Here is a 22023-nt window from a genome sequence, read left to right on the forward strand (position 1 = left end):
GTTTCCGTTCGAATTGTTCCTGCGGTGGGGGCTCGGTGCACCGTGAATGTCCGGTGGGGGAAATCCTGTCGGTCTCGACAGCGATTTTCATTGGCACGGTGCATCTTTTGGCAACCTGTCGGCGTTGGAAGTGAGCCCATTTGCCGAGGTGATTTCCATGAAAGTGTCCACGAGGGACGATTTGAAAAGCGAGGCGCAGCTCTCGGAAGACGCTGACCTCATCGTAAATCGTACAGTCCATTTCGTCGGAGTATGGATTGAGGAGCATGTGATCGAAAAGCCTGCTCTCATGCGGAAGGGCGTCGATGCCGCAGAGGAACTCGCAAGCCAATGCATCGCGGATGCAGACGAGGAAGGCATCGCCCCAGAGGACATTCAGGACGAAGTCGGGGACCTCAAGGAGTACATTGCCGAGATGATCGTGGAGCAAGGCGGTCGCGGCTCTGCAGTTAATTCTGAACCAGACATGAGCTACTTCTGCGCAACGGCCTCGGCGCCGCAGCTTCGCGTTGACCGGCTATATCGCCGCTCCAAGTCCAACAAGAGCATCATTGTTGAGAGGAACAAGTCATCGATCCCGCCCATTGGATAGCATTCGTGGGAACGGTCGTCCTGCTGCAGATGCCGCCCGGGCCGGATAGCATGCTGGTGACGGCGCGCGGCATAGGGCAGGGACGCAGGGTTGCGCTGTTCACGGTATTGGGGATGACGGCCGGCGCCGGCATGGTTCAGCTTCCTCTCATAGCGTTCGGTGTTTCGTCTCTCGTGCGAACCTCCCCACTAGCTTTTGGAGCACTGCAATGGCTTGGGGCGGCGTATCTCGTATGGCTCGGGCTAGGGCTGGTCTTTACGAAGCCGGAAACACAGACCCGGCCGGATACGACCCCGATCAAGGCCGTTGCCGCGGCACGGGAAGGCATGATTGCCAATCTGTTCAATCCGTGGCCCATCACGTTTATGGTAGCGTTCCTGCCTCAGTTCGTTGATCCGCATGGGAGTTCCGTGACGCTTCAACTGTTGCTGCTGGGAGCAACTCAGAAAATGACGGGCGTGTTGGTGTTGGGGACCTATGCCGTGGCCTCCGGCAGCATAGGCGCCTGGATCCTGAAGCGCCCTCGTGTGCGGCTTTGGCAGCAGCGGATCGCCGGCCTTCTCATTGTTGGCCTTGGGTTCCGAATGGCCTTTGGCGGCGGCGCAGGCCGTTAAGTTGCCGGGCCGGCGCCTGCATCCGCAGGAACCGAAAGCGCACCATGAACATTGTCAGACACAGGCAGGAGAGTGTCATGCAAGTCGTTCGGACCGAAGTGGTGAATGCCAGGGCGCCAGACGGGCAGTCGGTTCGCCGGGTGATATTTTGCGGCGAGGGCGGCGACTGCGTTACGGTGGACATGGCAAACGTCGGGATACAAGCTGAAGATGACGTGCTTGCCCGCGCGAAGGCAATCCTGGTCCAGACAGCGACCTTTGATCTCGCAGCCAATGAATATGACGCGAGCAGCAACGGCAATTTCGACCAGGTCGAGATAACCTCTGCAAGCGACGGCGCCGGCGACGTATATGTCTTTGAGTATCGCGATGGCGGAACCAGCCGACGCATACCGCCGTCGAGGATGGCGAGCCTTGAGGCGGCCCGGTCCGAAGCTATCCGCTGCGCAATCGATCTTCTCGCCGACCTGCAGCCTGGCACGGACGCTCTGTCCGGCTGGCTTGTGAGGGTATCCAACGAAAACGGTGAATTGCTTTACACTGTTGATGTGGCTGAGGCCGATGCAGCGCGGCAGGCAGGCCAGTAACCCAAACCCGACGGAATCCACCAGTGGCCGCCCAAGGATTGATTCACGGACCAATAGGCGACGATGGCCTGCATCTGTGCGTCGACATGCAGCGCCTGTTTGCGCCGGGTGGACCTTGGCCCGTGCCGTGGGCTGAAAAGGTGGTCCCGGCGATCGAAGAACTGGTCGCCAGACATCCCACCCGTACCCTGTTCACGCGCTTCATTCCTGCCGCCCGCCCGGGCGAGGCGCCGGGAATGTGGGCAAACTACTATCGTCGGTGGGCGGAGGTAACCCTTTCCAACATCGATCCGCGCCTGATCGAGCTGATGCCTCAACTTGCACGATTTGTACCGCCGGCGACGGTGGTCGACAAACATGTCTATTCGCCCTGGACCGAGGGGCGGCTCGACGCGCTGCTGAGTGGCTCCGGCGTGCGTGCGCTCGTGATCACCGGTGGCGAAACCGACGTTTGCGTTCTCGCGACCGTGCTTGGCGCCATCGATCGTGGCTTCCGCGTCATTCTCGTCACCGATGCCATCTGCAGCTCTGCCGACCAGACCCATGACGCACTGATGGAAGTATACCATTCCCGCTTCAGTGAGCAGATTGAGGCGGCCAGCATGGCGGAGGTGTTGGAGTGTTGGCCACAACTCACTCGCTGACCTGGGGGGCTTGAAGTGAAAGGGCCGACAATCGTCATTCTGGTCGGGCGGACTGTTTCAGTTGGCGGACGGCACTACAGTGAACCGGAAAACGTATATGAACGGCACGATTGCCTGATTGGGTCGCTCGCGTGAATCAGTGTCTGGAAGCGTACAAAGCCTTGCAGAGCTATCGACAGCGCGGCCAACCGTCATAGAATGAAAAGGATACAGCGCCGAAGACTCGATGCCGGCGTCTAGCAATCTTTGCGAGACATCCGGCGCCTCTGCCGTCGGCCTTCCGCACGGAGGGTGATGTGCTGAAAACCGAAGTCATTGACCTTGAGACCTATAGCGCAGTCTACGCGGTGATCTCTGGCTATCGCGCTGACGACATTATCTCGACGGCGTTTGCGGTCGATGAAATCCGCGCAAGGTTTCCTGAGTGTCGCTGCGACGACGAGGAATTGGTCGGGCTTATGGTCCATGCCATGTCCGGTAAGAAAATTGCCGTGAGCTTCGACCACCGGGTGGAACCGGTCAGGCGGCGTGCTGCGCTGCCGATCGCTTCGGAGAGCAAAGGACTGCGATAATTGGACCACCATAGGTCCGTTGCGATTTTGGAAGACGAGGCGTTTATCGCGCTCGAACTTGAAGACATGTTGCGCGACGCGGGGTTCGACATCGCTGGGGTCTTTTCGTCCTGCGTCGGACGCGCTGGAATGGTTCAGGGGCAGTTCTCCCGACATTGTTGTCATGGATATCGGCCTGGCGGACGGGGATTGCGTACGAATAGCTACGTTGCTTGACGCCCGAAACATCCCCTTTGTCGTCCATTCGGCAAACTACGCCAATTCGGGTTTTCACGATCCGATTTTCCTTCAAGGGACATGGGTCGCAAAGCCTGCCTCGCCTTCCGAGTTGCGCAACGCAATTCATGCCTCTCTGGCAATGGCAAACGGCGATGGCGTGTCGTGGTCGGCTAAAGCCCGATAAATCCACAACCGCATCATGAAATCCGGCGTTCAAACCAAGGCGCAATCGTCGGCCTGGAATTCACGGCACGATGGAACAAAATTGAAAATGCCGCGTTTGGGGTCTTGCGGCGCGATCCACCATTAGCCGCGGGGGCAACTTTATCCGTATAAATCCATAGGGCTGGAGTGGCGCTGTGACCGTGCAGGCATCCAAGAAGCAATTGGACCGTCGAAGCATCCTGAATTCTCTGAAAGCCTTCCGGCGCGGCGATTTCTCCGTCCGCATCGACAATGTTTATGAAGGCCTCGATTCCGAGATAGCTGAGACTTTCAATGAGATCGCTGACCTCAACGACCAAGTGACGCGCGAGTTCGAGCGCTTGAGCCGGGTCGTCGGCAAGGAAGGGCGGATAGGCGAGCGCGGCCGGGTTCGAAATGCCACCGGCAGTTGGGAATCCAGTGTCCGTTCAGTCAATGATCTCATCGAAGACATGGTTCAGCCAACGGCTGAGGTTGCGCGCGTTATCGGCGCCGTCGCCAAGGGCGACCTGTCGCAGACCATGATGGTCGAAATTGACGGCCGACCGCTGCGTGGCGAATTCCTGCGCATCGGCAAGATCGTCAACACCATGGTCGGCCAGTTGGCCTCCTTCGCCTCCGAGGTGACCCGCGTGGCGCGCGAGGTCGGTACGGAAGGCAAGCTCGGCGGCCAAGCCCGGGTCAAGGGCGTCGCCGGCACGTGGAAAGATCTGACCGACAACGTCAACGCGATGGCCACGAACCTGACCGGGCAAGTGCGCAACATCGCGGAGGTTACGACCGCGGTCGCGTCGGGCGACCTGTCGAAGAAGATCACAGTCGATGTCAAGGGCGAAATCCTCGAACTGAAGAACACCATCAACACGATGGTGGACCAGCTCAATTCCTTCGCTTCGGAAGTGACGCGCGTGGCGCGCGAGGTCGGCACTGAAGGCAAGCTGGGCGGCCAGGCGCGCGTTGAGGGTGTTGGTGGCACGTGGAAGGATCTGACCGACAATGTGAATTCCATGGCCGAGAACCTGACTGGCCAGGTGCGCAACATCGCCGAAGTGACGACCGCGGTGGCTTTGGGCGACCTGTCGAAGAAGATTACGGTCGACGTGAAGGGCGAGATTCTCGAGCTGAAATCCACGATAAACACAATGGTGGACCAGCTGAATTCATTCGCGGGCGAGGTCACGCGCGTGGCACGCGAGGTTGGCACCGAAGGCAAGCTTGGCGGCCAGGCGCAGGTGCGCGGCGTCGCCGGCACCTGGAAGGACCTCACCGACAACGTCAACTCGATGGCCGAGAACCTGACCGGTCAGGTGCGCAATATCGCCGAGGTGACGACGGCGGTCGCGTCGGGCGATCTGTCCAAGAAGATCACGGTCGCCGTGCAAGGCGAAATCCTGGAACTCAAGGACACCATCAACACGATGGTCGACCAACTGAACTCCTTTGCCTCGGAAGTGACGCGCGTGGCACGCGAGGTCGGCACCGAAGGCAAGCTGGGCGGCCAGGCAGAGGTGAGGGGCGTCGGCGGCACATGGAAGGATTTGACCGACAACGTCAATCTCATGGCCGCCAACCTGACTGGCCAGGTTCGAAACATCGCAGAAGTCACCACCGCCGTGGCGCGCGGCGACCTGTCGAAGAAGATCACCGTCGACGTCAAAGGCGAGATCCTGGAGCTCAAGGACACCGTCAACACGATGGTCGACCAACTGAACTCCTTCGCCTCTGAGGTCACGCGTGTGGCCCGCGAAGTGGGATCGGAAGGCAAGCTTGGTGGCCAGGCGCATGTCGAAGGCGTCGGTGGCACCTGGAAGGATCTGACCGACAACGTCAACGCCATGGCCGGCAATTTGACGGTGCAATTGCGCGACGTGTCCAAGGTGGCAACGGCCATTGCGACCGGCGACTTGACCCAGAAGATCACCGTCGACGCGCTGGGCGAGATCTTGCAGATCAAGGACGTCATCAACACGATGGTCGACCAGCTCAATTCCTTCGCTTCGGAAGTGACACGTGTGGCGCGCGAGGTCGGCTCCGATGGCAAGCTCGGCGGCCAGGCCCAGGTGCGCGGCATCGGCGGCACGTGGAAGGATCTGACCGAAAACGTCAACGCCATGGCGGCCAACCTGACCGGCCAGGTGCGCAACATCGCCGAGGTGACCACCGCCGTGGCGCTCGGGGACCTTTCGAAGAAGATCACCGTCGATGTCCGCGGCGAGATCCTGGAGCTGAAGGACACCATCAACACAATGGTGGACCAGCTTAATTCCTTCGCTTCGGAAGTCACGCGCGTGGCACGCGAGGTCGGCACGGAAGGCAAGTTGGGAGGCCAGGCGCAGGTGCGCGGCGTTGCGGGCACGTGGAAGGATCTCACAGACAATGTGAACTCGATGGCCGAGAATCTGACCGGCCAGGTGCGCAACATCGCCGAAGTCACGACCGCCGTGGCGCGCGGCGACCTGTCGAAGAAGATCACCGTCGATGTGAAGGGCGAAATCCTGGAGCTCAAGTCGACCATCAACACCATGGTGGACCAGTTGAACTCCTTCGCCGGCGAGGTCACCCGAGTCGCGCGTGAGGTTGGCACCGAGGGCAAGCTTGGTGGCCAGGCGCGCGTCGAAGGTGTTGCCGGGACCTGGAAGGACCTGACCGACAACGTCAACCTGATGGCGACGAACTTGACCAATCAGGTGCGCGGCATCGCCGATGTCGTGACGGCGGTCGCGCAAGGCAATCTCAGGCGCAAACTGACGGTCGACGCGAAGGGAGAGATCGCCCTGCTGGCCGACACCATCAACGGCATGATCGAGACGCTTGCCACCTTTGCCGACCAGGTGACCAACGTCGCCCGTGAGGTGGGCATCGAGGGCAAGCTCGGTGGTCAGGCGCGTGTGCCAGGTGCCGCCGGCCTCTGGCGCGACCTCACCGACAATGTCAATCAACTCGCTGCCAATCTGACCACCCAGGTGCGTGCCATCGCCGAGGTTTCGACGGCGGTGACCAAGGGCGATCTTACCCGTTCGATCAGCGTCGAAGCCTCCGGCGAGGTCGCCGCGCTGAAAGACAACATCAACGAAATGATCCGCAATCTGAAGGATCAGACGCTGAAGAATGCCGAGCAGGACTGGTTGAAGACCAATCTCGCCCGGTTTTCGCGCATGCTGCAAGGCGAGCGCGACCTTGCCACCGTCTCGCGGCTCATCATGTCCGAACTCGCTCCTCTGGTGAACGCCCAGTATGGGGTGTTCTACGTCACCAATCGCGACGAGGAGGAATCCTATCTTGAGCTGGCGGCTTCCTATGGCGCCGAGAGCAAAGCTGCCATCAAGCAGCGGCTTGATCTGCGAGAGGGCCTGGTTGGGCAAAGTGCCGCCGACAAGCGCGCCATCATGCTGGACAATGTGCCGCCAGAATTCCTTCGGGTCACATCGGGTCTTGGCAGCGCCTCGCCAGCCAATGTCATCATCCTGCCTGCCCTGTTCGAGGATGAAGTCAAAGCCGTCATCGAGCTCGCCTCGTTCGGCGAGTTTCGTGACACACACCAGTCGTTCCTCAACCAGCTCATGGAATCCGTCGGCATCGTTCTCAACACCATCGCTGCGACGATGCGCACGGAGGGCCTGCTCAAGCAGTCGCAACTGCTGACGTCGGAATTGCAAGCGCGTCAAACCGAGCTGACAAAAAAGCAGGAAGAGCTGCATGCGACGAACGAGGAGCTGCAGGAAAAGGCGCAGCTGCTCGAGAACGAAAAGAAGCAGGTCGAAAACAAGAATCTCGAAATCGAGATGGCGCGACGCGCGCTGGAGGAAAAAGCCGAGCAACTGGCGCTCACGTCGAAATACAAATCCGAATTCCTGGCCAATATGAGCCACGAACTGCGCACGCCGCTCAATTCGCTGCTCATTTTGTCAAACCTGCTGGCGACCAATCAGCACGGCAACCTCAACGAAAAACAGGTAGAGTTCGCCCGCACCATCAATTCGGCAGGAACCGATCTTCTCAGCCTCATCAACGATATCCTCGATCTGTCGAAGATCGAGTCGGGCACTGTTTCCATCGACATCAACGATATGCCGGTGACGCATCTTCGCCAGCATATGGAACGAACTTTTCGTCAGCTGGCAGCCGACAAGGGACTTGGCTTCACCATCAAGGTCGATCCGGCGCTTCCCGACACGGTCCGCACAGATGAGAAACGCTTGCAGCAGATTGTCCTCAACCTGCTTTCCAACGCATTCAAATTCACCTCGGAAGGCGAGGTCAGCCTGAACTTCCGGGTTGAAAAGGCCGGCCGCCGCAATGGCGCGACGCAGCCGGTGAAGGCTCTCGCGATCGCCGTCACCGACACCGGCATTGGCATTCCAGAAGACAAACAGAAGCTGATTTTCGAGGCCTTCCAGCAGGCCGACGGCACCACCAGCCGCAAGTATGGCGGCACCGGCCTTGGGCTCTCGATCAGCCGCGAGATCGCTCGCTTGCTTGGCGGCGAATTGCGGGTCGAAAGCACGCCGGGTAAGGGGTCGACATTTACCCTCATCATCCCGTTCGACGGCCCCCGCGTGACGACAGTACAGTCGACCTTGGCTCCGGCGGCGGAGGCAGTTGCTGCGACAGCTCTGCTCAGCAGTCCGCCCTCGGCAGAGCTGATCGACGACCGCGATTCAATCCTACCCACCGATCGGATCGTGTTGATCGTCGAAGACGATCCGACCTTTGGCGGGTTGCTGCTTGGCCTCGCCCGGTCGGCCGGGCTGAAAGGCGTTCTGTCGACTGCAGGTTCCGGCACGCTGGCATTGGCCCGCAAGCTCGTTCCCGACGCAATCACACTTGATCTCGGACTTTCGGATATCGATGGCTGGGTGCTTTTCGATCTGCTGCGGCATGACCAGAAGACGAGGGGAATTCCCATCCATGTCATCTCGGGTGCCGAAGACATCGACAGTCTCGCACGCAAGGGGGCGTCCAGCATTTCCACCAAGCCCGTTTCCTCGGACGAGCTGATGAAGGTGTTTCAGGATATCCACTCGAAGAAGCTCCGCGTTCAGCGCCGCGTTCTGGTCGTGGACCCTGACCCGGAGCGGCGTCTGGCGCTGGTCGAGGCAATCCGCGACGGCGTAACGTCGGTCACCGCGATCGGTCGTGTTGCGGCAAATGCAGAAGACGTTGGCCTCGCCTCCTATGATGCCGTCGTGCTCGGCTTTGGACGCTCCGCCAAGGACAACGCAAAGGCGCTGGACGAGATCACCGGCCAATTCGGCGAAGCCTTGCCGCAGCTGCTGTTCTTTACGCCTCACCCGGACGCGCTTGAACAGGTACTGGCATTGAACCCGGCCTTGGCGGAAGCACCGCGGGCGGAGAACTTCGCTCAATTGGCGCTGCATATTTCGGCAACGCTGCCGGGAGAAGGTCGTCAAGAGGCCTGGGCAGGAACTGAACATAACGGCAAGTCCGATCTCGCCGGGGCGAAAGTTCTCATCGTCGACGACGACATTCGCAACATCTATTCGCTCACCAGTGTTCTGGAGACCTATGACATACAGGTTCTGCATGCCGAGCGGGGCCGTGATGGCATCGCGCTTCTTGAACAGGCGCCCGATGTCGACGTGGCATTGATCGATATCATGATGCCGGAGATGGACGGCTACGAGACGATGCGGCGGATTCGCGGCACACCGGCGATTGCTCATATCCCGCTGATTTCCGTCACCGCAAAGGCGATGAAGGGGGATCGGCAAAAATGTCTGGATGCCGGGGCTTCCGACTACATCGCCAAACCCGTCGACCTGGATCTCCTGCTGGCGCTGCTTCGTGTCTGGATCGGGCGTGCCCGATCCCGTGTCGAGAGCCCGGAAAAAATTCTCCTGGCAGCGAACTGACGGCCGTTCGATGCAAAAGCTGGCAAGAAACAGGGTAAGGAAACTTGAGGTGGCAGCTCTTGCCGAAGGGCCGGCAAGAGCCCGCATCCTGGCGGTGGACGACGATGAGCGCAATCTGCTGGCGATCAGCGAAGTGCTCGCGACTGTCGGAGAGGTCATCTGCGCCCAATCGGGCGAAGAGGCTCTGCGCTTTCTGCTGAAAGAGGAGTTCGCCGTCATTCTCCTGGATGTCCTCATGCCAGGGTTGGACGGGTATGAAACGGCCGCACTTATCCGCCAGCGCGAGCAATCCAAGCGCACCCCAATCATCTTCTTGACCGCCATCAACAAGGAGGATGCGCATATGCTGCGCGGCTATGATGCCGGCGCGGTCGACTATGTGTTCAAGCCATTCGATCCGATCATGCTGCGTTCGAAAGTCGCGGTTTTCGTCGAACTCCACGAGAAGACGCTCGAGATCCAGCGCAAGGCGGAGGTCGAGCAGGGACTATTGGCGCAGGCGTTGCAGGCGCACAAGGACAAGCTTCAGGCCGAACGCGCGCTGCGCAGCGCCGAGCAACGGCAGGATGCCATCCTGAATTCGTTGCCGGTCTGCTTTCATGCTCGGGCAGCCGAGCCACCCTTCGCGGCGCGCTTTGTTACCGAGGGCGTCGAGCGCTTGACCGGCTTTGCGCCTCAATACCTGACATCGGATCCGGAGTTCGGTCTCAGCCGCGTTCATCCCGACGATCTGCCGCGATTGAAGGAAGCGCTGCTGGCGGCAAAAACCACCGGCTCCTATACGTGCGAGTTCCGCTGGCAATGCGCCAATGGCGAGTATCGCATTTTTCTCGACCAGGGCGTGATGTCGGACGGCTCAGATGGCCGTGAACCGGAAATCATCGGCACATTGCTTGACATCACCGAGCGGCGCGGTCTTGAGGACCAGCTGCTTCAATCCCAGCGCATCGACGCTATCGGCAAGCTAACCGGCGGCCTGGCGCATGATTTCAACAACCTGCTCGCCGCAATTCTCAGTGGGTTAGGGCTGCTTGAACGCCGGGCTACGTTGGATGATCAGGCGCAACAGGTACTCGACCTGACGCGGCGTTCTGCAAAACAAGGCGCTGACCTTGTCGCGCGAATGCTGGCATTCTCGCGGCGCCAGACCCTGAAGCCGGAAGCGGTGCGCCTTGCTGCGCTGGGCGACACGATGAACGGATTGGTGGCGCCCGTGCTGGGGGGGTTGATCCGTTTCGACTGGCAGATCGATGACACGATCTGGCCGGTGCATGTCGATGCAGGCCAACTTGAATTGGCCTTGATGAATCTGGTTTTCAACGCGCGTGACGCCATGCCCTCTGGCGGGACAATAACCGTGCATGCGCAGAATCGATCGATCGGGACGCCAACAGAGGATATTCCGCCGGGCGACTATGTCATGATCGCCGTCAAGGACACCGGATCCGGCATACCCCCCGATCTTGTCGCCAAGGTCGTCGAACCGTTCTTCACCACCAAGCCGGTCGGTAAGGGAACGGGCCTCGGCCTCAGCACGGTCTACGGCTTCATGAAGCAGTCAGGTGGGACACTTCGCATAGAAAGCGTCGTCAACCGCGGAACTACCATGCAACTCTGGCTGCCACGATCGACCGAACAGCCGGTCGATCCTGTGGTGGAACCCGACATTGAACGAGCGTTCGCCGATGCCGGGATGGAGCACCCATCAATCCTCCTGATCGACGACAGCCATGTTTTGCGGCAATTGACCGCCGAGTCCCTTCGCCAACGTGGTTTCGAGGTGACCTGCGCGGGAGGAGGGGCGGAGGCGCTGGCCATGATGGAGCGCACTCCCAACCAGTTCGACGTCATTATCACCGACTTCGCCATGCCACTCGTATCCGGCGTCGACGTGATCCGCTTCGCGCGCAATTTGCGCTCGGACTGGCCAGCGGTCATGATCACGGGCTATGCCGATGCCCGGGAGATTGCCGATCGGCCGGCCGACGTGCCCTTGCTCGGCAAGCCCTTCCGCGACGAGGATCTGTTCGAAGCGATTTTCCTCGCGATAGAGAATGCGGCCCCCCAAAGGATCAAAACCGGCTAGCGCTTAGGGGTTGTCAACGGTCTGGCCACGTCGCAAAGGGCCGCATTCCTGATCGGCAATCTTGGTCATTCGCAACAGGCGGCGCTACCAGCGTTCCTCGGTGTCGCGGTCCGGTAGGTCTATTCCGCAGCACACCCAACCAAGGCGCTGCGCTGAACCATAGTTGTACCGAGGCTCCAGATGAGCCGGATCATCGAAGGTACCGACGTGCAGCGCGATCTCGGTTGGCGACGCGTCGTAGCAAAGGCTGAGCGGCGACCCGCATTCTGGGCAGAAGCCTCTTTGCGCGATCGGCGAAGACCTTCGATATGTTGGCGTTCCGGAATTCCAGGTCAGGCTTTGGCAGGGCATCCAGGCAAGAACTGCAAACGCGCTGCCGGTCGCTCGTCTGCACATATCGCAGTGGCAGTAGTGAACCCTCGGTTCGATCCCAGCGCTGAATCGGATCCTGCCACAGAGACATCCGCCCTTGATGGCCAAGGAGCCGGGTAGGCGCTTGCCAACCTCACGCATTAAGATCGATCAAGGCGGCGCCGAACGCTCCGATCGCAGTCAAAGAGGCACTGCCGAGGTTTTGGTCGGTTGCGAAGGGTCAGCGCGCCGACGCCTTCGTCGCCGAGGTCGAGCACGACGACGAAAATTCTTTGCCCGCTGACCTGATTAGCGAGCTTGGGTTTCATGGCGTTCCGAACCTGTTGCGGGGCAGTTAATGGGCATGGTGCTCGGCATTCCGCTTGCGGGTTGCCGCTGCCTTCTTTGCCGATTCCGATCGGCTTGCGGCTGACCGTGAAGCCGATGCCTTGCCGCCGCTTTTCCCACCCTTGTGGGCCGCGGGGTGTCCGGTGTGTTTACCACGACCCGAGCCGCCTTCTTTCTTGCCGCCGCCATCGTCCTTGTTGACGGTCGCCCATGCCCGGCGCTCGGATTCCTTCTCGGAAACACCGCGCTTCTCATAGCCTGCGGCAATGTGGTCGGCCTTGCGTTCCTGTTTGTCGCTGTATTTCGATTTGTCGCCTCGTGGCATGGTCGTTCTCCTGGCTCAATGATGTTTGAACGGGATGCCGGCGGGAGAGTTCCAAGCGGAGATTCAGAAAACTGAAAACGCGGGCGAGGATTTCGACCAACGCGGAGCGCTATTGCTCCGGAGCCGTGGCGGGTGCCGTGTAGCGGCGGCGCACGGCACCGATCACGCGTTTCTTGAAGCGACCGAGCACGGCAAGCGTCTCCCTGGAGACGACGTCGTCGCGTGCCGTCTACTCGGTAGCCCAATGCAATGAAATACGTTCCGCGACCTCAGTAGCCACCGACCACCGGCAGGATCTCTCCCGTGATGTAACTCGAGCAATGCGACGAGGCGAGGAACACGTAAGCCGGGGCAAGTTCTTCCGGTTGCGCTGGCCGTTTCATCGGCGTATCCGCGCCGAATTTCGAGACGTCGTCGGCTTCCTTGTCCGAAGGGTTGAGCGGCGTCCACACCGGACCTGGCGCGACCGCGTTTACCCGGATGCCCTTGCCGATCAGATTGCCCGAAAGCGCTCGCGTGAAGGCATGAATGCCGCCCTTGGTCATCGAATAGTCAACCAGTTGCTTGGAACCGTCGATGCCGGTCACCGAACCGGTATTGATGATCGCGGAGCCCGGCTCCATGTGCGGCACGCTCTCCTGCGCCATATGAAAATAGCCGTAAAGATTGGTCTTCAGCGTCGTGTCGAAATGTTCCTCGGTCAGGTCGTTGAAGTCACTGGAATGGATTTGGAAAGCGGCGTTGTTGACCAGCACGTCGATCCTGCCGAATTTTTCGACCGTCAGCGCCACGGCGTTGCGGCAATGCTCGCGTTCACTGACATCGGCTTTTATCAGTATGCAACGCCGGCCTTCCTTTTCGACGGCGTTTTTGGTCGCTTCGGCGTCCCTGTCTTCACTCAAGTATACGATCGCAATGTCGGCGCCCTCGCGGGCGAACAAGACTGCCACCGAACGGCCGATGCCGGAATCACCACCCGTGATAAGCGCTACCTTGTCGTCGAGTTTTTTCGATCCGAGGTAGTAAGGCGCATCGTAGAGCGGAGCGGGCTCGATCGCCCATTCATGCCCCGGTTTGGGTTGATGCTGCTCGGGAAAAGGTGGCTCGGGATATTTGCGGGCGCCGGCTTGCATCGCTTGTTGCATTTTGCCATTGCTCTTCGTCTCGTCTTTGGCGTCGATACCACGCTGGATATGGCGTTGCTTGGCGGCTTCAGCTGAAGTCTGCGACTTAGTCTGCATGGGTTTCTCCTGTGCTCGGAGAACGAACAACGCATGCCGGGCAAAAAAGTTTGCGCAAATATCTCGATCCCGAAGGGGCTCGCCATTGCGAACAGCCCGCGAAGAGCGTGGAGCATTGGTCGTCAATGAGATCGGAATTGCCATGCCGGTGGCGTTCAGACAAACACCACATTCATTACCCGCTCAAAGCACGCTCTTTTCAGAACCATAGGGTTTGGCAATGCGGACCATGCCTTTCGTCCGAAGGCGCTGGTATAAATAGAAAATCGTCATCAAGCCGATTGCTGTTCCGGCACCAAGACACAGCGCGAGCAATAGTTCTGCACCGACACGAAACGCAAGCAGAGTAACGCCGGCCGCAGCGACGATGGCATTTATGAATGCGATCATAGTCGCTGCAGTGGTCAGGTACGCCAGGAGAGGCCCAGTACGAAGAGAAGGTTCGGCGTCATTTTCGGGCCAGCGACCGAATTCCTTGGAAAACTGGAAGGCAGCCTCGTCGCCCAAAGTTCGATAGTAGGCTCTGATCCGGGCAATGCCGATATGGGCCTGCATGTTCTCAGCGGCGATGTCGACCAACCTCAAGACGGTAAAGGCACCCAGTAAAAAGACCGATGGCAGCACAACCGCGACAAACGGCAGGAAGAACTCGGAGGACTGCGTAACAAAGCCCGTTGCCACCAGAGCGCTCGACAGAGCCATAATGTAGATGGTCGTCCGCGACGCCATTTCACTTATGGACGTGCTGATCGCTGTCTGCTGCACGAAATGCTCTGTCGTCAGGGCCGCGAGAAACCAAGCATCGGGTGTCGGCGTGTCAGCCATGGAGTATGCTCCTGTCGGGTCGACCTGAGTTTTTCTTCGATATAGCGCTTGCGAGGCTGGCCGCCACTGGATGCTCCCGACGTCTGACCCATGCCGGTTTTATTGTGCCATATCCAGCGAGCCCGCATCACCGATCAGAAAGGGCCGATCATGTGGTCAGCAGACGCTGGCCATATCGCAGGCGAAATGTCTGCCGCGGTCAATCTGTATGGCCTCCTGTTGGGGATCCGGGTCGAAGCGCATTCGCGGCGCGGTTGCAGTTGGGAGCGGTTCCGCGGCGGCGCTGATGCGAGTTCGCGCATTCGTGGCAGCGGCCTCGAAACAAATTCGGTCTCTAGGCCGGCAACGCAAATTCACCGGCAAGTTCAATGGTGCGGGCTTGCGGGCCGACTTTTCGGTGGCGAAGCCCATGACCAGGTCCACCAGACTCATAAATCGGCAGCCCGGATCCTGCCTACTGCGGTATCTCCAGGCCCTGCCGCAATCCTGTCGCGACGACTGAGACCCTGAATTTTCCGGCGAGTGCCCGGTCGAATATGGCGCCGACGATGATGTCGGCGTCGGCGTCGACCTCCTCGCGGATGCGGGTGGCGGCCTCATCGACTTCGAACAGCGTCATGTCCATGCCGCCCGAGATCGAGACCAGGACGCCCTTGGCGCCGATCATCGAGGCTTCGTCGAGAAGCGGGTTTGCTATCGCCGCTTCGGCGGCCTTCCTGGCGCGGTCCTCGCCCGTGGCTTCCCCGGTACCCATCATTGCGCGACCCATGTCGCGCATCACCGACTTCACGTCGGCGAAGTCGAGATTGATCAGCCCCTCCTTGACGATGAGATCGGTTATGCAGCCGACGCCGGAATAAAGGACGCGATCAGCCATGGCGAAGGCGTCCGCGAAAGTCGTCTTTGCGTCGGCGATCCTGAAGAGGTTCTGGTTCGGAATAACGATCACGGTATCGGCGCATTCGCGAAGCTGCTCGATGCCCTCTTCGGCGGCTTGCATGCGGCGCTTCCCTTCGAAGGTGAACGGCTTGGTGACGACGGCCACGGTCAGGATGCCGGCTGCCCGTGCAGCGTTCGCTATGACGGGCGCGGCACCGGTTCCAGTTCCGCCTCCCATGCCGGCGGTCACGAAGCACATATGGGTTCCCGCAAGGTGGTCCCTGATCTCGTCGATCGATTCCTCGGCTGCCGCGCGGCCGACCGCGGGCAGCGACCCGGCGCCCAGGCCTTCCGTGACATGGGCACCCAGCTGGATCAGCCGCGATGCTTTCGACATGGTCAGTGCCTGGGCATCGGTGTTGGCGACGATGAACTCCGCACCCTGCAGATTTTCGGCAATCATGTTGTTGACCGCGTTGCCGCCGCCACCGCCGACACCGATGACGGTTATCTTCGGCCGCATTTCCGAGATGACGGGCCTTGCCGCGGTGCTCATCGTCTTGTCTCCTTGGAATTGATCGATAAAAAAGTTCCCGGAACGCGCCGCTTGAACACGCCAGGTGCAAGAATCAGGTTCTATCGCCTTGGCACAGGGAATCAGAGGGTGAACTTTGCGGCAAGACAAGATGTGGGACTTGTACCATATACGCCTGAACGAGCCGACCTTTTGGACGAGTCTCCAGCCAATTTCCGGAATTGGCCCGGCTTCTGGCCAGCGAAAATCCACAATCCGGGATCCAACCCCTTCAAGCTTCACGCGCCCGCCTCACGCGCCAGAACCTTGAGAATCTGGCGGCCGATCGACGCCTGACGCTTAGCGGATCGGCATCTTGCCGCGAAACAACGGCTGATGGGCCCGCATCAGAGCGGCAATCCGGTCGGCAATCTTTCGTACCGGCGGGGAGTGGCGTTCCTCATGGTGGGTGACGATCCACTGGTCGGTTTCGAGTTCTGGGATAGGATGAGCGACGCGAACCAGCCGCGGATCGCTGTCACCGACGAAGCACGGAAACACGGAAAGGCCGGCGCCCGCGGCCACAAGTTCTCGCACCGAATGGGTGTTGTTGCCGCGCACGGCGATGCGATCGCCGTGATGGGCTTGCAGCCAGCGCGCCGAGGCAATGTTTGCCCCTTCGCCGGTGACGCCGACGAACAAGCCGGCGGCGATGCCGTTGATCAGGTGGCGTCCGGAATAGATGGCATACGCGACCTTGCCGCTCTGACGGCCGGCCAGCCACTGTTCGGTCGGGCGCTCGCTGCGGATGCCGATATCGGCGGCGCGGCGACCGATGTCGACCCGGTCGGTGGTGGTGACGAGTTCCACCCTGATGCCGTCATCGACGGTCCAGATTTCGCCGATATGGGTGGAAACGAAGGCCGAGGTCCATGGCCCGGCCGAGACGCGGACAATGCGGTCGGGCAGGTTTCCCTCGCGCCAGCGGGTTAGCGACTGCATTGCTGCTTCGACGTCTTCGGCGCGCCGCAGCAGTTCTTCACCGACCGGGGTTAGTCGGTAGCCGGTCTGCTGACGTACGAACAGCGCTTCGCCGATCTGCTTTTCGAGCGCGGTGACGCGTCGTCCGAGTGTGGCTGCGCTGAGGCGCGTGGTTGCCGTCGCCGCGCTCAGGCCACCCAGCCGCGCAACGTCGAGAAACAACCTCAGATCGTCCCAGCCGATATCCATTTTGCAGAAATGAAAAACTCCTTGCGACCGTGGCTGTAGCGCGAAGCGGACATCATGCGCAAGTATGCAGCCGTTGGAGGCGCTGGAAATTCCTGCCCTGGTGGGACAATGACAGGCACCTCGGTTGGCCAGGAAGTCAGTCCAATCCTTTGATCGTGCATACGCTTTGCGCGATTGCTTTGCGTTTTCGACCAACTCAAGAGCGTGAGGTATTTCGCTCTCAAGGAGACGATCATGTTGCATGAACTTCGACACCGTTTCGCCCGCTGGCTTGCCTATCGCCAGACGCTTGCGAGCTTGAGGCGGCTTCCAGACAGCATATTGGCGGATGCGGGCCTTTCTCGCGAAGAGCTCCGCGAGCGTGCCCGCGACGCCAGCCTGCGTCGCTGAGAGTGGAGGCGGGCATGCAGAGAATGGAGCCGGCGGCGAGAAGCAATGAGGCGTCGTCTCCTCACTGCTGAGCTGCGGCTGAATGCGCCAATACGGTTGCCACGCTTGATGCCGCCGCAGTTTCGCTCCACATCGTGAGGGATGAAGACCGAGAAATCCGAGCGGCGTCGGACCATGCTGTGGGCCTTGCCCGCATCGCTGGTCCTGCATGCGCTCATCACCGCGTTCCTGGTCTATGGCCTGCCCGTTCCTGCCCAGCAGCCGCAGGAGGAGGAACCGGTCAATGTCGCACTCGTCCCGCCACCCGAACCGCCGAAGCCTGAGCCCCCGCCGCCTCCAAAGCCTGAAGCGCAAAAGCAACCGGAACCGAAAGTAGAAAAGCCTGTAGCGGAAAAGCCGCCGGCGCTCGAGGTGCTGAAACCTGTATTCCAGTTCGGCGACAAGGATACCGGCCCCAGGAAATCCCTGGATGGAGCCAGCGCGCAGGATAATTCGCCGACACCGGTCAAGGACAAGGATACGAAGCCGCCAGGTGAGCCGAAGGACGTCGAGAGCAAACCCGCCGCGTCGCCAGACTCCGGGGAGCCGGCGGGTACGACCAAGACCGAGGAGAAGCCGGCAACCGCAGCCTCCGAGCCGACCCAGGAGAAGCAGGCAACCGAGGACGCGAGCAAGCAGGGAGCAGACAAACAAGAGCCGCAAGATGCTGACAAGCAGGCAGCCGCGACGCCGTTGGCCACCCCCGGCGATGATGGTGAGATCGAGCTTCCTGCATCGGCCCAGGCGCCGAAGGCCAGGCCCGAAAACGCGCCGAAGCGCAGCCCTGCAAAGGTCTCGAAGCCTGGAGGCGGAGGCGCCAGGAAGCCTAGCTCCACGGAGGTGGCCTCAGCCGGGGCTTACTCGGGCCTTCCGGGCGTCCGCGAGCTCTTCTCGCACGGCGCTACCGGCAATGCATTCGGCACCACCGCGACCGACGGCATGTCTCGCGGTGAGCGCGTTGCCACACTTTGCGCCAACGTGTTGGCCGAGGAGCTGAAGGGCGCCGAGTTTTCTCCCGAGTGGCTACCAATGAGACCGCTGAAGTCGGGCAATATTGTTATAGATCCGGATGCGGCCTTTCGCGCAACGATCGGATGGTACCATGTGAGCTTCCGGTGTGAGGTCGACACCGACGCGACGCGAGTGTTGTCCTTCGACTCTCGTGTCGGGTCTGCCGCCTCGCCAGCCGAAAGCGCTCAGCTTGAACAGGAACTTCGCCGGCAGAATTCGGGGGGATAGCCTGCGCGTTATCATGCCCACGCGCTGGGCGACTGGTTTATGTAGCACCAAGGCGCTGTGATTGGGTGCCGCGTGGTTGCATCTCAATCCGCCGGACGATTGGCTTTGCGCCACTCCTCATATTCGCCGCGGGCATCGTCATGCAGCGGATAGTAGCGCTGCAGCGGTGCGCCCTTCATCAGCTTCTCTCGCGAGAACTCTTCCCAATCGTGATGCTTCCGGGATTCTTCGATCACCTTTGCGGCCATTGCGACGGGAAGCACAACCGCCCCGTCGTCGTCCGCCACTATGATGTCGCCGGGGATCACCGTGACACCGCCGCAGGCGATCGGAACGTTGACGGCGTTCGGATAGATGCTGGTTTGCACATGGTAGTTGGGCGTCCAGCCGCGCAGCCATAGCGGCAGATCGAGCTTTTCCACATTCGGCCGGTCGCGCATGCATCCATCAATGACGATGCCCGCGCCGCCTCTGCCCTTGAAATAGGTCGACATCATATCGCCGAAGACGCCCGAGCTCATGTCACCGCGCGCGTCGACGACGACCACATCGCCTTCCTGCGCGTGATAGAGCACGTGCCGGTGCAGTTGCGTTTCCGGGTCGGCGTATTCTCCCTCGCTGAAGAGGTCCGGCCGCTGCGGCAGGAACTGCAGCGTCAGCGCCGGCCCGACGATCGACTTCCCATGGTTCTGCGCCACCGGACCGACCATGTGCGGATTGCGGAAACCCATGTGGCCCAGCGTGCCGGCAACCGTCGCGGCGCCGATTTCCCTCAGGGCGTCAATGAGGTCTTTGGACGGTCGCGTGATCTCAGGGATATGCGTCATTGTGGACTCCGGTTGAGATGGAACTACCAGTTCGTAACAGACCCGTCCCGGCGCCTGAGGTGAGGCGCTTCCCAGAAACGAAAAGCCTCCGCCCGGACCGCCGCTTCGTTGACCTCGACGCCGAGCCCCGGCAGGTCGCTGACCGGATAGTCGGGACCGTCGAGCCGTGGCTGCACGGGGAAGAAGTCGGAATTGTCGAAGCCCAGCTTCGTCTCGGGTTCCCTGGTCTCGAGCCACGCGAAGTTGGGTACCGCGGCGGCGAGATGTAGGGTCGCGGCCGTGCACACCGGACCAAGCGGATTGTGCGGCATCAGGTCGACATAGTGCGCCTCGCTCCAGCCGGCGACTTTCATCGCCTCGGTGAGCCCGCCGACATTGCAGACATCGAGACGGTTGAACTGATGGATGCCGCGCTCGATGTAGGGCAGGAACTGCCACTTGCTGGCAAATTCCTCGCCGATGGCAAAGGGAATGTCGGTCATCCTGCGCAGGGATTCGTAGGCTTCAGGTGTCTCGTCGCGGATCGGCTCCTCGAGAAAATCAAGCACGCCGCGGCCGAGCTTGTTGCAGAAGCTCGCCGCCTCTGCCACCGACAGCCGATGATGATAGTCGATGCCGAGGACGACGTCGTCGCCCAGCGCCTCGCGCGCCTTGTTCAGCATGCTCGCGGTAGCGCCGATCGACTCTCGGGGTTCGAAGATGTCCCTGCTGCTTTGCCCTACGGGGAAGAAGCGGATCGCCTGCCACCCCCGTGCGCGCAGCTCCCGGGCTCGTTCGATGGCGACGTCGCCCTCGGTCTCGTCTCCGGTCGAGGCGAAGGTGGGGATGCGGTCGCGCTGCTTGCCGCCCAGCAGTTCGTAGACAGGCACCCCCAGCGCCTTGCCCTTGATGTCGTGCAGGGCGACGTCGATGGCGGAAATCGCCGCCTGCAGAACGCGCCCGCCTTCGAAGTACTGGCTGCGATATGCCTCCTGCCAGATCCGCCCGATCTGCATCGGGTCGCGGCCGATGAGAAACTCGCGATAATGCTCGACCGCGCCGGCAACGGCCTTTTCGCGCCCGCTCAAGCCGCTCTCGCCCCAGCCGAAGACGCCTTGGTCGGTCTCGATCTTGACGAGCATCTGATTACGCGTTCCAACCCATACAGGATAGGGTTTGATCGCGGTGATCTTAAGCTTTTCAGTCATCCCCAACGTTCCCAATGAACCCCGTCTTGTCTCAGCCGGCCTTGAGGGCCAGTTCAGTTTCGCCATCGAACAGATGCAGCCGCTCCTGGTCGAACTCGAGCCAGATCTGCTCGTCAGGTGCGACGGAGATGTTGGGGGACACGCTGATGTTGACGATGGCGCCTGACAGCAACGCCTGCACGAAGGTGACGTCTCCGGTCGGCTCCACTGTATAGGCCTTGGCCGGGACGCTGCCTGGCGCCGCGCTCTTGTGGAGCCTGATGGTCGAGTGACGTGCGCCGAGCACGACTTTCCTCGACGTTGCCCCCGCAACCTTCCGGGCGTTGAGGGGCGAGAGCTCAAGGCTCCAGCCCTCCGCGCCGGTCAACGCAGTGTTGCCGTTTGCTGTCGATGCCTCCAGTGGAACAAGGCTCATCGCCGGGCTGCCGATGAAGCTGGCGACGAACATGTTCACCGGATGGGCAAAGACCTGCGCCGGAGAATCGTATTGCAACAGGTAGCCGCCGTTCATCACCGCCATCTTGTCGGCCATGGTCACGGCTTCGAGCTGGTCGTGCGTGACATAGATGATGGTCGCCTTGAGGTCCTGGTGGAAGCGCTTGATCTCCGAGCGCATCTGGACGCGCAGTTTGGCGTCGAGGTTGGAGAGCGGCTCGTCCATGAGGAAAACGGCAGGGTCGCGGACGAGGGCGCGCCCCAAGGCGACACGTTGCTGCTGCCCGCCTGAAAGTTCGCGCGGCTTGCGCTCGAGCAGGTGCGTCATGTCGAGCACGCGCGCCGCTTCCTTGACCTTCCTGTCGATCTCGTCCCTGGGCAGCTTGCGCATCTGCAGCGGGAACGCCAGGTTCTTGTAGACCGATTTCTGCGGGTAGAGCGCGTAGTTCTGGAACACCATCGCGATGTCCCGGTCCTTGGGGTCGAGGTCGTTGACCACGCGGTCGCCGATGACGATGTCACCCGATGTGACCGGGATCAATCCCGCGACAAGATTGAGCGTGGTTGTCTTGCCGCAGCCCGAAGGGCCGACGAGCGCAACGAACTCGCCGTCATTGACCGTCAGCGAAACGTCGTTGACAGCTTTGAAGCCGCCATAGGTCTTGACGAGATCTCTCAGGACCACGTGGGCCATCGGCAACTCCCTACGGCATGATGCCGAAAAGTGTGAAGCGGTTTTCGGACGACATCATGCTCTATCTCTTTGATTTAGAGCCGGATGATTTCAGGTCGATTCGATCTG

General features: G+C 60.8%; 18 protein-coding genes. 9 read left to right on the plus strand and 9 right to left on the minus strand.

The genetic code is table 11. From position 1 onward, the window contains the following. Positions 1-46: 46 nt before the first annotated feature. The 7 genes from NKI61_RS04120 to NKI61_RS04150 all read left to right on the plus strand — a co-directional run bounded on the left by NKI61_RS04120 (position 47) and on the right by NKI61_RS04150 (position 11391). Positions 47-592, plus strand: a complete 546-nt coding sequence (locus tag NKI61_RS04120; protein ID WP_352513823.1) for a hypothetical protein — start codon at positions 47-49, stop codon at positions 590-592. A 5-nt stretch (positions 593-597) separates the two neighbouring features. Then, positions 598-1206 carry a LysE family translocator gene (locus NKI61_RS04125; RefSeq protein WP_352838878.1) on the plus strand — a complete coding sequence of 203 codons (609 nt, stop codon included), beginning with the start codon at positions 598-600 and terminating at the stop codon, positions 1204-1206. Between the two features lie 101 nt (positions 1207-1307). Continuing rightward, on the plus strand, positions 1308-1793 hold the full coding sequence (locus tag NKI61_RS04130) for a DUF6894 family protein (protein ID WP_352838879.1): 486 nt from the start codon (positions 1308-1310) through the stop codon (positions 1791-1793). A gap of 23 nt (positions 1794-1816) precedes the next feature. Beyond that, a complete protein-coding gene (locus NKI61_RS04135; RefSeq protein ID WP_352513820.1) occupies positions 1817-2437 on the plus strand; it encodes a cysteine hydrolase family protein in 621 nt (206 codons plus the stop codon). A 296-nt stretch (positions 2438-2733) separates the two neighbouring features. Next, on the plus strand, positions 2734-3009 hold the full coding sequence (locus tag NKI61_RS04140) for a hypothetical protein (RefSeq protein ID WP_023725485.1): 276 nt from the start codon (positions 2734-2736) through the stop codon (positions 3007-3009). A 584-nt stretch (positions 3010-3593) separates the two neighbouring features. Then, a complete protein-coding gene (locus tag NKI61_RS04145; RefSeq protein ID WP_031198412.1) occupies positions 3594-9305 on the plus strand; it encodes a HAMP domain-containing protein in 5712 nt (1903 codons plus the stop codon). A 49-nt stretch (positions 9306-9354) separates the two neighbouring features. Then, positions 9355-11391 (plus strand): PAS domain-containing hybrid sensor histidine kinase/response regulator, encoded by a 2037-nt coding sequence (locus NKI61_RS04150; RefSeq protein ID WP_352538573.1) that lies wholly within the window; start codon positions 9355-9357, stop codon positions 11389-11391. 84 nt (positions 11392-11475) lie between these two features. Here NKI61_RS04150 and NKI61_RS04155 read toward each other — a convergent pair whose 3' ends face one another. The 6 genes from NKI61_RS04155 to NKI61_RS04180 form a co-directional block, all read right to left on the minus strand. Continuing rightward, positions 11476-11904 (minus strand): GFA family protein, encoded by a 429-nt coding sequence (locus NKI61_RS04155; RefSeq protein WP_081839719.1) that lies wholly within the window; start codon positions 11902-11904, stop codon positions 11476-11478. 193 nt (positions 11905-12097) lie between these two features. Further along, on the minus strand, positions 12098-12415 hold the full coding sequence (locus NKI61_RS04160; protein WP_023687854.1) for a hypothetical protein: 318 nt from the start codon (positions 12413-12415) through the stop codon (positions 12098-12100). A 269-nt stretch (positions 12416-12684) separates the two neighbouring features. Next, a complete protein-coding gene (locus NKI61_RS04165) occupies positions 12685-13656 on the minus strand; it encodes an SDR family oxidoreductase (RefSeq protein WP_023687856.1) in 972 nt (323 codons plus the stop codon). 183 nt (positions 13657-13839) lie between these two features. Then, a complete protein-coding gene (locus tag NKI61_RS04170; protein WP_352538572.1) occupies positions 13840-14481 on the minus strand; it encodes a hypothetical protein in 642 nt (213 codons plus the stop codon). Between the two features lie 454 nt (positions 14482-14935). Next, the gene (gene ftsZ, locus NKI61_RS04175; RefSeq protein WP_023702103.1) at positions 14936-15916 is read right to left on the minus strand and encodes a cell division protein FtsZ; all 981 of its coding nucleotides are present in this window, start codon (positions 15914-15916) and stop codon (positions 14936-14938) included. Between the two features lie 318 nt (positions 15917-16234). Then, positions 16235-17104, minus strand: coding sequence for a LysR family transcriptional regulator (locus tag NKI61_RS04180; RefSeq protein ID WP_352538571.1), 870 nt, complete (start codon positions 17102-17104; stop codon positions 16235-16237). 234 nt (positions 17105-17338) lie between these two features. Here NKI61_RS04180 and NKI61_RS04185 point away from each other — a divergent pair, with 234 nt between their 5' ends. Together NKI61_RS04185 and NKI61_RS04190 are read left to right on the plus strand one after the other, a co-directional pair. Beyond that, positions 17339-17494 carry a YjiS-like domain-containing protein gene (locus NKI61_RS04185; RefSeq protein ID WP_023681184.1) on the plus strand — a complete coding sequence of 52 codons (156 nt, stop codon included), beginning with the start codon at positions 17339-17341 and terminating at the stop codon, positions 17492-17494. A 141-nt stretch (positions 17495-17635) separates the two neighbouring features. Continuing rightward, positions 17636-18772, plus strand: coding sequence for a DUF930 domain-containing protein (locus tag NKI61_RS04190; RefSeq protein WP_352538570.1), 1137 nt, complete (start codon positions 17636-17638; stop codon positions 18770-18772). A gap of 83 nt (positions 18773-18855) precedes the next feature. Here NKI61_RS04190 and NKI61_RS04195 read toward each other — a convergent pair whose 3' ends face one another. From NKI61_RS04195 to NKI61_RS04205, 3 genes are read right to left on the minus strand one after another with little or no spacing between them, the layout of a single operon-like run. Further along, positions 18856-19599, minus strand: a complete 744-nt coding sequence (locus tag NKI61_RS04195; protein ID WP_352838880.1) for a ribonuclease activity regulator RraA — start codon at positions 19597-19599, stop codon at positions 18856-18858. Positions 19600-19622: 23 nt separating this feature from the next. Then, positions 19623-20786: a mandelate racemase/muconate lactonizing enzyme family protein gene (locus tag NKI61_RS04200; RefSeq protein WP_352838881.1), complete on the minus strand. Its 1164-nt coding sequence runs from the start codon at positions 20784-20786 to the stop codon at positions 19623-19625. 31 nt (positions 20787-20817) lie between these two features. After that, positions 20818-21915: an ABC transporter ATP-binding protein gene (locus NKI61_RS04205; RefSeq protein WP_023702109.1), complete on the minus strand. Its 1098-nt coding sequence runs from the start codon at positions 21913-21915 to the stop codon at positions 20818-20820. Between the last annotated feature and the right edge of the window lie 108 nt (positions 21916-22023).

It is taken from the genome of Mesorhizobium sp. M0514, assembly GCF_040321145.1.
In the GTDB taxonomy this organism is placed as follows: Bacteria; Pseudomonadota; Alphaproteobacteria; order Rhizobiales; family Rhizobiaceae; genus Mesorhizobium.

Bases quoted from the DNA above. Each gene is read 5' to 3' on its own strand.
- NKI61_RS04120 (WP_352513823.1), top strand. From the start codon at position 47: ATGTCCGGTGGGGGAAATCCTGTCGGTCTCGACAGCGATTTTCATTGG.
- NKI61_RS04155 (WP_081839719.1), bottom strand. From the start codon at position 11,904: ATGCGTGAGGTTGGCAAGCGCCTACCCGGCTCCTTGGCCATCAAGGGC.
- NKI61_RS04160 (WP_023687854.1), bottom strand. From the start codon at position 12,415: ATGCCACGAGGCGACAAATCGAAATACAGCGACAAACAGGAACGCAAG.
- NKI61_RS04165 (WP_023687856.1), bottom strand. From the start codon at position 13,656: ATGCAGACTAAGTCGCAGACTTCAGCTGAAGCCGCCAAGCAACGCCAT.
- NKI61_RS04170 (WP_352538572.1), bottom strand. From the start codon at position 14,481: ATGGCTGACACGCCGACACCCGATGCTTGGTTTCTCGCGGCCCTGACG.
- ftsZ (WP_023702103.1), bottom strand. From the start codon at position 15,916: ATGAGCACCGCGGCAAGGCCCGTCATCTCGGAAATGCGGCCGAAGATA.
- NKI61_RS04180 (WP_352538571.1), bottom strand. From the start codon at position 17,104: ATGGATATCGGCTGGGACGATCTGAGGTTGTTTCTCGACGTTGCGCGG.
- NKI61_RS04185 (WP_023681184.1), top strand. From the start codon at position 17,339: ATGTTGCATGAACTTCGACACCGTTTCGCCCGCTGGCTTGCCTATCGC.
- NKI61_RS04190 (WP_352538570.1), top strand. From the start codon at position 17,636: ATGAAGACCGAGAAATCCGAGCGGCGTCGGACCATGCTGTGGGCCTTG.
- NKI61_RS04195 (WP_352838880.1), bottom strand. From the start codon at position 19,599: ATGACGCATATCCCTGAGATCACGCGACCGTCCAAAGACCTCATTGAC.
- NKI61_RS04200 (WP_352838881.1), bottom strand. From the start codon at position 20,786: ATGACTGAAAAGCTTAAGATCACCGCGATCAAACCCTATCCTGTATGG.
- NKI61_RS04205 (WP_023702109.1), bottom strand. From the start codon at position 21,915: ATGGCCCACGTGGTCCTGAGAGATCTCGTCAAGACCTATGGCGGCTTC.